At 70.3% G+C, this 11,828-nt stretch carries 12 protein-coding genes and 1 pseudogene; 4 read left to right on the plus strand and 9 right to left on the minus strand.

From position 1 onward, the window contains the following. The first annotated feature begins 138 nt into the window (after window positions 1–138). Complete coding sequence (locus BJ963_RS07035) at window positions 139–519, plus strand: glyoxalase superfamily protein (protein ID WP_179455536.1); 381 nt, start codon at window positions 139–141, stop codon at window positions 517–519. Here BJ963_RS07035 and BJ963_RS07040 read toward each other — a convergent pair. The 6 genes from BJ963_RS07040 to BJ963_RS07065 are packed head-to-tail and all read right to left on the minus strand — an operon-like array spanning window position 516 to window position 5,703. Continuing rightward, entirely contained in the window at window positions 516–1,397 is an 882-nt protein-coding gene (locus BJ963_RS07040; RefSeq protein ID WP_089909954.1) for a prenyltransferase, read from the minus strand. The two genes, BJ963_RS07035 and BJ963_RS07040, sit on opposite strands and share 4 nt — an antisense overlap. Beyond that, entirely contained in the window at window positions 1,394–1,717 is a 324-nt protein-coding gene (locus tag BJ963_RS07045; protein ID WP_179455538.1) for a lycopene cyclase domain-containing protein, read from the minus strand. The genes BJ963_RS07040 and BJ963_RS07045 overlap by 4 nt, the downstream gene beginning before the upstream one ends. Continuing rightward, on the minus strand, window positions 1,714–2,073 hold the full coding sequence (locus BJ963_RS07050) for a lycopene cyclase domain-containing protein (RefSeq protein WP_179455540.1): 360 nt from the start codon (window positions 2,071–2,073) through the stop codon (window positions 1,714–1,716). The genes BJ963_RS07045 and BJ963_RS07050 overlap by 4 nt, the downstream gene beginning before the upstream one ends. Then, window positions 2,070–3,662 (minus strand): phytoene desaturase family protein, encoded by a 1,593-nt coding sequence (gene crtI, locus BJ963_RS07055; protein WP_179455542.1) that lies wholly within the window; start codon window positions 3,660–3,662, stop codon window positions 2,070–2,072. The genes BJ963_RS07050 and crtI overlap by 4 nt, the downstream gene beginning before the upstream one ends. Beyond that, on the minus strand, window positions 3,659–4,582 hold the full coding sequence (locus BJ963_RS07060; protein ID WP_089909944.1) for a phytoene/squalene synthase family protein: 924 nt from the start codon (window positions 4,580–4,582) through the stop codon (window positions 3,659–3,661). Before BJ963_RS07060 ends, crtI begins: the two co-directional genes overlap by 4 nt. Further along, entirely contained in the window at window positions 4,579–5,703 is a 1,125-nt protein-coding gene (locus BJ963_RS07065; RefSeq protein WP_246298004.1) for a polyprenyl synthetase family protein, read from the minus strand. The genes BJ963_RS07060 and BJ963_RS07065 overlap by 4 nt, the downstream gene beginning before the upstream one ends. Before the next feature lie 303 nt (window positions 5,704–6,006). On the opposite strand from BJ963_RS07065, the pseudogene BJ963_RS19365 reads away from it, so the two are divergent. After that, window positions 6,007–6,168 (plus strand): annotated as a pseudogene (locus BJ963_RS19365) (MarR family transcriptional regulator); the annotation flags it as partial. Between the two features lie 145 nt (window positions 6,169–6,313). Here BJ963_RS19365 and BJ963_RS07075 read toward each other — a convergent pair. Continuing rightward, window positions 6,314–7,921, minus strand: a complete 1,608-nt coding sequence (locus BJ963_RS07075) for an SDR family oxidoreductase (RefSeq protein ID WP_179455544.1) — start codon at window positions 7,919–7,921, stop codon at window positions 6,314–6,316. A 157-nt stretch (window positions 7,922–8,078) separates the two neighbouring features. On the opposite strand from BJ963_RS07075, the gene BJ963_RS07080 reads away from it, so the two are divergent. Further along, window positions 8,079–8,420: a DUF7882 family protein gene (locus tag BJ963_RS07080; protein WP_089909938.1), complete on the plus strand. Its 342-nt coding sequence runs from the start codon at window positions 8,079–8,081 to the stop codon at window positions 8,418–8,420. A gap of 20 nt (window positions 8,421–8,440) precedes the next feature. Here BJ963_RS07080 and BJ963_RS07085 read toward each other — a convergent pair whose 3' ends face one another. Together BJ963_RS07085 and BJ963_RS07090 are read right to left on the minus strand one after the other, a co-directional pair. Beyond that, complete coding sequence (locus BJ963_RS07085) at window positions 8,441–9,022, minus strand: galactose-binding domain-containing protein (RefSeq protein WP_179455546.1); 582 nt, start codon at window positions 9,020–9,022, stop codon at window positions 8,441–8,443. A gap of 160 nt (window positions 9,023–9,182) precedes the next feature. Further along, the gene (locus BJ963_RS07090) at window positions 9,183–10,094 is read right to left on the minus strand and encodes a sigma-70 family RNA polymerase sigma factor (RefSeq protein ID WP_089909932.1); all 912 of its coding nucleotides are present in this window, start codon (window positions 10,092–10,094) and stop codon (window positions 9,183–9,185) included. A 306-nt stretch (window positions 10,095–10,400) separates the two neighbouring features. Here BJ963_RS07090 and BJ963_RS07095 point away from each other — a divergent pair, with 306 nt between their 5' ends. Continuing rightward, the gene (locus BJ963_RS07095; protein ID WP_179458058.1) at window positions 10,401–11,804 is read left to right on the plus strand and encodes an MFS transporter; all 1,404 of its coding nucleotides are present in this window, start codon (window positions 10,401–10,403) and stop codon (window positions 11,802–11,804) included. Window positions 11,805–11,828 lie beyond the last annotated feature (24 nt).

Genomic DNA, 11,828 nt, shown 5'->3' on the forward strand with positions numbered 1-11,828 from the left:
GTCGCTTTCGGTTCTGGCTGGGCGGGAGATTACGACGATAGCGCGCGTGGCCGCGAAAACGCCGAAATCCGATTGCGGCCGGAAACTGACCGCATCGGCTTCTAGCCTGGTGACAACAGAACACGAAAGGGTGTCACCATGACCATCAGCGACTGGCGTATCGAGCTCATCATCCTCCCGGTGACGGACGTCGACCGGGCCAAGGCCTTCTACGTGGACTCGCTCGGCTGGAACGCCGATCACGACCAGCGCGTCTCGCCGGAACTCCGGTTCGTGCAGATCACGCCTCCCGGCTCCGCGTGCTCCATCGCCTTCGGCGAGGGCCTGACCGATATGGCGCCCGGAACGATGAAGGGACTCCAGATCGTGGTCCCCGACGCCGACGCGGCCTTGGCCCACCTCACCGAGCACGGCGTCGAGGCGCGCGGCGTCGCGGACCTCGCCTGGGGCCGGTTCGTCGACTTCACCGACCCCGACGGCAACGCCTGGACCCTGCAGCAGCTGCCGAAGCGCGACTAGCGCACCTGCACCCACACGATCAGCAGCATCGTCACGACGAAGCCGCACGCGTAGTTGATCCAGAGGAAGCGGCGCCAACCGCGGTTCGCGATGCTGGACTCGGCGTCCGGCACCGACCAGAACGGTGCGGCGGCGGCGATGTACGGGATGGCAAGCACGGCAGCGAGCGGTCCGGGCCAGGCGGTGAACAGCATCGCCACGCCCGCGGCCGCCCACGCTCCGATCGCCAGCCGGACCGTCGCCGCCGCGCCGATCGCCGTTGCGATGGAGGAGATGCCGCCCTCGCGATCGGGGACGACATCCTGGACGGCGCCGAAGGCATGGCTGCCGACGCCCCAGAGGAAGAACGCGAGCAGCACCAGCCAGAGCTGCGGAGTGAAGGTCGCGCCGGCGAGCACCAGTCCGTACAGGGCCGGGCTCACGAAGTGGACGCTGGAGGTCGCCGAGTCGAGGAACGGCACCTCCTTGAAGCGAAGACCTTTGACCGAGTACGCCAGCACGGCGAACAGGGAGAAGGCCAGCACGAGCCACGAGAGCGGCGACCCGACGATCACCAGGTAGACGACGAACGGGATGGTCGTCACCGCCGCCGCGATCAGCGTGCGCCGGTGCGCCGACCGGTCGAGGAGCGCCCCTTCTGCCCCGCCCTTCCGCGGGTTGCGGAGGTCGGACTCGTAGTCGAAGACGTCGTTGATGCCGTACATCGCCAGGTTGTACGGGATGAGGAAGAAGATCGTCCCGACGACGAAGGTGGCGTCCACCCGCCCGGTCGTCAGCAGGTAGGCGGCCGCGAACGGGAACGCGGTGTTGATCCAGCTGAGCGGGCGCGACGCCAGCACCAGCTGCCGGAACGGAGCTGCCGGGGCCACGGCGGTCACGACCCGCTCCCCCGCCGCCGGGTCAGCAGCCAGAGGGCGGGCAGCAGCAGGAGGCCGGCGATCGGATAGGCGAAGTCCTCGAGCGGCACGAGTCCCAGGCGAACGCCGCTGATCCGCGCACCGTCGTATGTCATGAATCCCGCCCCGATCATCAGGTTGTCGAACACCGCCGTCAGCACCAGGATGGCGGCGGCCGCGACAGCGACCGGACCCCACCAGCGACGCACGAGACGAGCGCGGTCGCGGGCGGTCGCGAGAGCGACGGCGAGCACCGACGCCGCGATCAGCAGGAAGACGATGCTCAGCAGCGCGTACGTCACCGGGCACTCTCCCGCTCCGGCTCCCGGCGCCCGTCGGCCCGGCGCCGCGCATCCAGCACGGCCCGGGCGCCGAACACCGCCACCAGCGTCAGATAGCAGAGGAAGAGGAGGAAGAAGACCTCTTCCAGCGGCAGCTCCGGAGCGAGCTCCACGCCGGTCATCAACGGCGACTCTCCCCGGGCGAACACGCCGAGCAGGATACCGGCGGCATCCCACGCCAGGAAGAAGGCGAGGCCGAGGACGAGGACGATCGCCGCCCGGCGCGCATCCCGCCAGAAGACCAGCCGGAAGCGAGCGTCGAGCAGCACCATCGCCGCCAGCGAGATCAGCAGGCAGCCGAGGTAGAGAAAGGTCACGGCACCCGCTCCGCCTGCGGGGCGGGAAGGGGCTCGGGCAGCGGACCCGCACCGCCGTCGCCGCGCAGCCGCTTCAGCACCAGCTCGGCGCTGATCAGGCACATCGGGAGGCCGATGCCGGGGATCGTCGAGCATCCCGCGTACAGCAGGCCGTCGACCTTCTTCGATGCGTTCCCCGGTCGGAAGAACGCGCTCTGCCGCAGGGTGTGGGCGGGGCCGAGGGCGCCTCCGCTCCAGGCGTTGAACTCGGTCGCGAAGTCCTCCGGCCCGACCGTGCGCCGCACCACGATGCGGTCGGCGAGATCCGGGATGCCCGCCCAGGCGGAGATCTGAGCGATGGCGGCGTCGGCGGCGCGCTCGATGGCGCGGTCGCCCGCTCCGTTCATCCCGCCGGCGCCGAGTGAGACGTCGGCGGGGACCGGGATGAGCACGAACAGGTTCTCGTGCCCCTCCGGCGCGACGTCGGGATCCGTCTCGCTCGGCATGCAGACGTACAGCGACGCCGGGTCGGGAATGCCCGGGTCCGGCCCGTAGATCGTCTCGAAGTTCGCCTTCCAGTCGGTGGTGAAGAAGAGGTTGTGGTGCGTCAGCTGCGGCAGCCTCCCGCGCACGCCGAGCATGGCCAGGACGACGCCGGGGCCCGGGTCCCGGCGCTCCCACGTCTTCTCGGGGTGGGTGCGCAGCGCCTCGGGCAGCAGAACGGTCTCGGTGTGGTGCAGATCGGCGCCCGACACGACGACATCCGCGTCGATCGAGTGCAGAGCGCCGGACGCGTCCCGGTAGTCGACACCGGATGCCCGCGGACGCGGCGAGGAGTCCGTGGTGCGGATGGCGACGACCCTGGCCCCGGTCTGGAGGCGGGCGCCCGCGTCCGCGGCGAGCGCGGCGATCCGGTCGATCAGGGCGGCGAAACCGCCGAGCGGATACCGCACGCCGTCGTCGAGGTCGAGGTGGCTCATCAGGTGGTACATGCTCGGCGCGCGGTCGGGCGATGTCCCGAGGAACACCGCGGGGTAGCCGAGCACCTGGCGCAGCCGGACGTCGCGCACGAAGCCGGCGGCGTAGCGGTCGAGGGGCTCCAGGAGGAGCCGGGCGAGGCGGGGCAGCCGCCGCACCAGGTCTCCGGCGAGCAGCGGGCGGAGGTCGGCGAAGGTGCTGTAGAGGAAGCGGTCGACGGCGAGACGGTACGTCTCGGCCGCTCCGGCCAGGTAGCGGTCGAGCGCGGCGCCCGCGCCGCGCTCCTCCCGCTCGAAGACCGCGCGGTTGGCGGCGCCGTCGGCGAGGATGTCGAGCGGCGGCCGGCCGTCCTCCGAGAACACGCGGTAGCCGGGGTCGAGGGTGACGAGGTCGAGCTGCTCAGCGGTGGAGGTGCCCATCAGCCGGAAGAAGTGGTCGAAGACCTCGGGCATGAGGTACCAGGACGGCCCGGTGTCGAAGCGGAAGCCGTCGTGCTCCCAGGAGCCCGCCCGGCCCCCGACGGCGGCGTTCTGCTCGAGCAGGGTGACGCCGTATCCCTCCCGGGCGAGCAGGGCCGCGGTCGCGAGACCGGCGATCCCGCCGCCGATGACGACGGCGGTCTGCCCGCTCATGGCCGCGATCCCGAGGCGGAGCGCGGCAGCGCCGCCGAGACGGTCGCCCGGGCCAGGATGGCGACCTTGACGCGCGCGGGCACGCTGATCCGGCGCGTGAGCAGCTCGCTCGCCGGCGTCATCCGGATGCGGTCGCTCAGCTCGGAGAACAGCCCGTGCGCGGCGATGATCGCCCTGCGGCAGTTGTCCGGCAGCTCCGGGATGACGTCGGCCGCCGCTCCGAGGTCGCAGTCGATGTCGACGACGAGGGCGAGCTTCTGGCGCTCCGTCAGCCGGGCCGGGTCGATGCCCGGGAAGTAGCTGCGGCCGAGCTCGGTCCAGTCGACGGCCAGGTCGCGGAGGAAGTTGATCTTCTGGAAAGCGGAGCCCAGCCGTCGCGCTCCGGCCTCCAGCCTCCGCCGCGTGGCATCGGTCACCGGATGGTCGGAGAGGAAGACCTTCAGGCACATCAGCCCGACGACCTCGGCGGAGCCGTAGATGTACTCGCGCAGCTCCTCCGCGGTGAAGTCGACGGGGCTGAGATCGCGTCGCATCGACGAGAAGAAGGGCCGGGTCAGCTCGACCCCGATGCCGGTCGCTCGTGCGGTCACCGCGAAGGCGTGCACCACGACGTTGGCGCTGTATCCCGTGCGCATCGCGCGCTCGGTGTCGTCCTCCAGCGCGTCGAGCAGCGCGCGCTGGTCGTCCAGGTCGAGGCCGGCCTCGGCGGCCGCGCCGTCGACGATCTCGTCGGCGACGCGGACGAGCGCGTAGACATCCTCCACGCGCGGTCGGATCTGCGCGGCGAGAAGACGGGTCGCCATCCCGAACGACGTCGAGTACGCGTGGATGATCGTGGCAGCACCCGCATGCGCCGCCTCCGTGTAGGTGGCGAGGTCGGTCGGCACGGTGGCCGCCGGGGCCTCGGGCGCTCGAGTCATACGATCCTCCCAATGCAGGAGCGTGCCACGTCGGCGAGGGGTTCGGCCAGTGCCGGCGGGATGGACGGGGAGTCGAGCAGCGCGACCGCACGATCGACGTGGTCGGCGAGCAGCCGCTCGACGAACCGGCGGGCGCCGCACTCCTCGAGCACGCTCGCCAGACGCCCGGCCTCGTGGGGTGCGAGGTCGCCGCGGCCCAGGGAGGGTGCGACCTCCTCCCACCGGGCTGTTCCGCGGGCGTAGGCGATCAGAGAGGTCTCCTTGCCCTGCCGGAGGTCGCTGACGATGCTCTTGCCGGTGACGTCCTCCGCGCCGAAGACGCCGAGCAGGTCGTCGCCGAGCTGGAAGGCGATGCCGACGAGCCGTCCGTACTCGGCCAGCGACGCGAGCACGTCCTCTCCCCCGCCGGCGAGCAGCGCGCCGGTCATCAGCGGCCCGGAGACCGAGTAGGCGGCCGTCTTGTGCTCCGTCATGGCGAGGACGTCCTCGAGCGCGGGGGCGTCATCGCCGAGCCGCTCCGACAGGGCGACGTCGGCGAGCTCGCCCGCCGCGGTGACGAACACGCTGTGGTCGAGGATGTCGAGGAGGCGCTCCCGCGTCCACTCGTCGGTGTCGGCCCTCGCGAGCACAGTGGCCGCCGCGTGCAGCAGCAGGTCGCCGGCGAGGATGGCGCCGGACTCGCCCCAGCGCCGGGCGCGGTGGCTGCTCGCCCCCCGGGCCACGGCGTCCGCGGCGAACTCGCCCGCGGTGTTGGGCCGGCCGCGCCGGACGGTGTCGCCGTCGATGACGTCGTCGTGCAGCAGGAAAGCGGTGTGCAGGAGTTCGTAGGCCATCGCAGCGGTGCAGGCCACGTCGCGCTCGGCGCCGCCGAGTCCGCGGTACGCCAGGAGGACGAAGCGCGGGCGGATGCGCTTGCCGCCTTCGGCCGCATCCCGCGCCGACTCCCACAGCCTGCGGTACGACGGGTCGTACGCGGAGGCCGCCGAGATCCGAGCGTCGAAGAAGGCTCCGAGTCGCTCTTCGACCGCTGCCAGGTCGAGCGCCAGGGCGCCGTCCCCGGCCGCCGTTCCGTCAGCGGTCGGTGCGTCAGGAGTCCGTACCTCGGGGTGCAGCTGTGTCATACCCGGCGCTCCCTTGTCTAGCTTGGGTAGCAAATAACTTAGCACGCTTCTTACAGATGGGAATAGGATGTCCGCATGACACCGGCCCGGGATGACGCGCGACGCGACGCGAAGCGCATCTCGGCATCGCTGACCGATCCGCGCATCATCGATCCGCGACAGGAGCTCGTCCGCCACGACGATCTGAGCGAAGCGGAGATGGCGCAGATCCTGCGCCTCCTGACGGCGATGCGCGAGTGGCGCGAGGCCGACCAGCGGCTCAGCTTCGAGTCACGCACGCACATGAAGCTCAACGAGACCGACATGCGGGCCCTGCGGTACATCATCGCCTCGATGAACGCCGACGTGCCGGTGACCGCCGGCGCGCTGTCCGACCATCTGCACATCTCCACCGCATCCACGACGAAGCTCCTTGACCGCCTCGAGCGCGCCGGGCACGTCGTGCGCCGCCCGCATCCCACCGACCGCCGTGCCGTCACGGTCGAGATCACGCCGGAGACGCACCGCGAGGTCCGGCGGACGATGGGGCTGCAGCACGCCCGCCGTTTCGAGGTGGTGCGCTCGCTCAGCCCCGATGACCGCGACACGGTGACCCGCTTCCTCCGCGACCTCAGCGCGACGACGCTGGCGTCGGTCCCTGCTGCCGGGTCGGACGATCCGGCAGCGGACCCGGAGCAGGATTCCGGGTCGGATTCCGAGGCGACCCCGGCGTCGGATTCTGCTGCCGGGTCGGGCGTGCGACGCGGCTAGCCGCCTGAGGGTGCTCCGCTTCGTACACGATCCGGTTCGCCATCCCGTTGAAGATCACGCCGTGGAACGGCAGGATCGCGAACCAGTAGAGCCGGCCAGACAGCCCACGTGGGAAGAACACGGCACGCTGACGGTACTGCGACCCTCCGCCCTCCCGCGGACGGACCGCGAGCTCCAGCCACGCACGCCCCGGCACCCGCATCTCGGCACGCAGCCGGAGGCTGCTTCCCCGCTCGATCCGCTCCACCCGCCACCAGTCGAGCGCGTCGCCGGTGTTCAGGTGATCGGCGTCGCGCCTCCCGCGGCGGAGACCGACGCCGCCGACGAGCTTGTCGGCCCAGCCGCGCAGCGCCCACGCGAGCGGGAAGGAGTACCAGCCGCGCTCTCCGCCGATGCCCTCGACGACGCGCCACAGCAGCTCGGGATCGGCCGTCGAGTCGCGTTCGCGCACGTCGGTGTAGACGGTGTGCCCCGACCACTCCGGGTCGCTCGGCAGCGGGTCGCTCGGCGCGCCGGCGACCGATGCGTCCTGCCAGCTGGTCTCCACCTCCCCCGACCGCTCGCGCGCGAGGGCGAGCCGGACGGCCCGCCGGTACGACGTCAGCCCCTCGGGCGGCGGCGGGATGACCGCGTCGATGTCGTGCTCGCGCATCACGCAGTCGTACTGCAGCGATTCGATGATGGGGACGGCGAGGCTGCGCGGGATGGGCGTCACCAGGTTCACCCACTGCGACGCCAGCCACGGGGTGAACACCGGCAGGGAGGCGATCGGCCGCTGCGGCAGCCCGGCCTCCACCGCGTACGCGTTCATCATCTGGCCGTAGCGGAGGATGTCCGGACCGCCGATGTCGAACGGGCGCGACACCTCCGGCGGGAGGTCGGCGGCCTCCAGCAGGTAGTGGAGGACGTCGCGGATGGCGATCGGCTGGATGCGGTTGCGCACCCAGCGCGGCGCTGGCATGTACGGGAGCACCTCGGTCAGATGCCGGATCATCTCGAACGACGCGGACCCGGAGCCGATCACCACGCCCGCCTGCAGCACGACCGTCGGGACGCCCGAGTCGAGCAGGATGCGGCCGACGGCGACGCGCGAGCGCAGGTGCCGGGAGAGCTCCCCATCGGGATGCAGGGCGCCGAGGTAGACGATGCGGCGCACGCCCGCCGCCTTCGCAGCCTCCGCGACGGTGCGGGCCGCGGCCGCCTCCTCCTCGTCGAAGTCTCCGCGGGCGCGCATGGCGTGGACCAGGTAGTAGACGACGTCCACGTCGCGCACGGCGCGCGCGACGGCGTCGCCGTCGTGGAGGTCGCCCTCCACCACCTCCACCTGACCGGACCAGGGCACGTCCGTCAGCTTCTGCGGCGAGCGCGCCAGCACGCGCACGTCATGGCCGCGGGCGAGCAGCCGGGGGACGAGACGGCCGCCGATGTAGCCGGTGGCGCCGGTGACCAGGATGCGGGTGGGGCTCATGCGCTGGACGATACGCCCTCTCGGCGGGACGCGGACCGCCCGCGGTCAGCGCAGCAGCATCGCTCGGGCCAGCCGGTCAGGCCGGGATCTGCGTGTAGCGCATGTCACGGACGGACGCCGATGCGGGCATTCCGCGAACGTCCTGTACGTTTCACCCATGGGCAAGCTCATCTACGGCGGAACCACCGAGATCGGTTTCGAGGACCGGGTCCTGGCGCATCTGCAGATCGTGATCGGGCTCAAGCTGCGTCGCAAGGAGGGGTTCTTCTTCTCCTGGCGCGACGAACAGGGCGTCGGAGACGGCCGCAGTGCGATCTGGGTCGATCCCGCGATCCCGCTGCTCTTCCGCTACAGCGGCGGACGGCATCCCCGCATCAACAAGACCTGGCTGGAGCAGCTCACCGTCTCGTCCAACAGCGCCCAGGGATTGCAGCTGACGGAGGAGATCGGCGCGCTCGGCGCCGACGAGGTCGACGCCGACTCGCCTCCGGGACGCTGACCGCCGGTGCTCCGGTCGTCTCAGGAGCCGAGCACGCGGACTTCCGCCAGCGAGAAGAGCTTCCATCCCGGCACCTGCACCATCACGTAGCGCGCGGGAAGGTTGATCTGCTGCTGGCGGAGAAACGCATAGCTTCCCAGCGTGTAGGTGGTCACGCCCGCTCGGCGTTCCTGCTGCTCCGGAGTGAGAGTCGTGTCGAACGGCTTCGCAGACAGGAACAGGCGGGCCCCCTCGAGCCTCTCCTGACAGCAATCCGTGCGGTTGAGGATCTCGATCGCCGAGATCGTCGCGGTGCGTCCGAGATCGACCTGCCACCACGAGTCCTGCCCCGCGTCCGTATGCGTGACCGAACCGTTCGACAGGGTCCCGTCCGGGTTGCCGTCGATCGCCTTGTCCGCTGTCGCCGACGGGAGCCACTGCCAGGTGGACGACTGCGTCGCCGTGCCGCCCAGAGCGAGGTTCTTCTCGACGGAGGTGTCGGACGCCGGCTCCGCCGAGGCGGCGACGCCGCCTGCGCCCATCAGCAGTGCCGCGACGACGGCGGACGCCGCCACCTTCCACCCGACTCGACCGCTCCGTCGCATGGTCTTCCGTCTACGCATGGTGTTCCTTTCGCCGTCGATTCGCCGAGGGAGACCCTCACTTCGTAAGACGGCGGGAACGGGCATCCATGACGTCCATCCGTAAAATCACCGATGGCCGCACGCCCCGATCCCTCGGGTGCGGGCGGCCATCGACGGGCTCGCGATAAGGCGCCTGGCGTCAGCGCAGGTACTCGAGCAGCTCCGGCGAGCGCAGGCGCTTCAGGCTGCGGGTCTCCAGCTGGCGGACGCGCTCGCGGGTGATGCCGTACACCTCACCGACCTCGTCGAGGGTCATCGGCTTGTGGCCGTCGAGGCCGAAGCGCATGCGCACCACCTTGGCGTCGCGCGGCGGCAGCTCGCGGAGGCGCTCCTCGAGGTCGCGGTGACGGAACTCCACCTCGACGGCTTCCGGCGGGCCGGCGAAGTCGCCGTCCTCGATGAGGTCGCCGAGCTCCGCGCCCTCGTTCTCGCCGACCGGGACGGCCAGCGAGACCGTCTCGGAGTCGCTCATCTGCAGCTTGTGCACCTCGGCGGGAGCGAGGTTCGACGCCTCGGCCATCTCCTCCAGAGTGGGCGTGCGGCCCAGTTCTCCGCCCAGGTCGCGGCGGATGCGGTCGAGCTTGTCGATCTTCTCCACCGTGTGGACGGGGATGCGGATGAGGCGGGCCGTGTCGGCGATCCCGCGCAGGATCGACTGGCGGATCCACCAGGTCGCGTAGGTCGAGAACTTGTTGCCCGTGCGGTAGTCGAACTTCTCCACCGCTCGGACCAGGCCCAGGTTGCCCTCTTGGATGAGGTCCATCACGGGGAGGCCGCGGCCGGCGTAGCGCTTGGCGATGCTGACCACCAGGCGCAGGTTCGCCTCGATGAAGCGCTCGAAGGCGCGCTTGCCGTCGTCGGCGAGGTACTGCAGCTCGCGCTTCTCGCGCGGGGTCAGGTTCGGGCGGATCGCCAGCCGCTCGCCGGCCAGCACTCCCACCTCGATCCTCTTGGCCAGGGCCACTTCCTCTTCGGCGGTCAGGAGCCGCGTGCGGCCGATGGCGTTGAGGTAGTCCCGTACCGGGTCGTTGGTCACTTCGAGCGTCGTCATCGTCTCATCCCATTCAGCCCGTGTACGCACGGGCAACAGTCGTTCGTGCTCTCAGATCGGGTGTCCCACCGCCCCTCGCGGTTCGGTGGTTCGTTAGCCACGATAAACAAGGCACCCCCTGCCCCAACAAGGGGTTGACACGGAGACTTCGAGTGAGCTACCGGACGGCACAAACAAGTCGCGGTCGATTTGTCAAGGCTCTGCCGGGAGACGCACAGCACTCGTACTGTCCCCCGGGTGACAGCTCACACATCGCAGACGAACGCGGCGTCGCTGAAGACGATCCGCACAGCCATCCCCGCTCGCATGGACCGCCTCCCCTGGTCCCGCTTCCACTGGCTCGTCGTCGTCGGACTCGGGACCGTGTGGATCCTGGACGGCCTCGAGGTCACCATCGTCGGCGCCATCGGAAGCCGCCTCACCGAACCGGACAGCGGTCTCGGACTCACCACGGCGCAGGTCGGGCTCGCCGCGGCCATCTACGTCGCGGGCGCCTGTACGGGCTCCCTGGTGTTCGGCTATCTCACCGACCGGTTCGGCCGGAAGAAGCTGTTCATCATCACGCTGGGGCTCTACCTGGTGGCGACCGTGCTCACGGCGTTCGCCGTCACGCCCTGGATGTTCTTCCTGTTCCGCTTCTTCACGGGCGCGGGCATCGGGGGCGAGTACGCGGCGATCAACTCCGCGATCGACGAGCTGATCCCGGCACGCCGCCGCGGCCTGGTCGATCTGGCGATCAACGGGTCCTACTGGCTCGGGACCGCCTTCGGAGCGGTGCTGACGGTCTTCCTGCTGAACACGGACATCTTCGCCCCGAACATCGGCTGGCGCATCGCGTTCGGGCTCGGCGCGGTGCTCGGCCTCATCATCCTGCTGGTCCGCCGCAACGTGCCCGAGTCGCCGCGGTGGATGTTCATCCACGGCCGCGACGAGGAGGCCGAGGAGCTCGTCGACGAGATCGAGGAGGGCGTCGAGAAGGACACCCGCCAGACGCTCGAGACCGTTCCCCGCGACCGCGAGATCGAGATCCACCAGCGCCGGTCCACCGGATTCGGCGAGATCGTGCGCGTCGCGATCACGCAGTACCCGAAGCGGTTCGTGCTCGGGCTCTCGCTGTTCATCGGGCAGGCGTTCCTGTACAACGCGGTGTTCTTCACCTACTCGCTGGTGCTCACCAAGCTGCTGAACGTGCCGGACGACGTCGCCCCGTGGGCGCTCGTCCCGATCGCGATCGGCAACTTCCTTGGACCGTTCCTGCTTGGTCACCTCTTCGACACCGTCGGGCGGAAGTTCATGATCACCCTGTCGTACGTGGGCAGCGGCATCCTGCTGGTCGGGACGGCCATCCTGTTCGACGCGGGAGCGCTGGACGCCTTCTGGCTCACCGTGTGCTGGATGGTCGTGTTCTTCTTCGCCTCGGCCGGCGCCAGCGCGGCGTACCTGACCGTCAGCGAGATCTTCCCGATGGAGACCCGGGCCATGGCGATCGCATTCTTCTACGCGGTCGGCACCGGCATCGGCGGCATCATCGGCCCGATCCTGTTCGGCACCCTGATCGAGGGCGGCATCCACTCGGTCGTGATCGGGTACTACATCGGCGCGGGGCTGATGATCGCGGCCGGCCTCGTAGAACTGTTCCTGGGCGTGAAGGCCGAGGGCAAGTCGCTGGAGGAGATCGCCTCGCCGCTCTCCGCCTCCACCGACCACTGACCCACACCCGCAGCTCCTGAGTTT

This window comes from Leifsonia soli (assembly GCF_013408745.1).
In the GTDB taxonomy this organism is placed as follows: Bacteria; Actinomycetota; Actinomycetes; order Actinomycetales; family Microbacteriaceae; genus Leifsonia; species Leifsonia soli.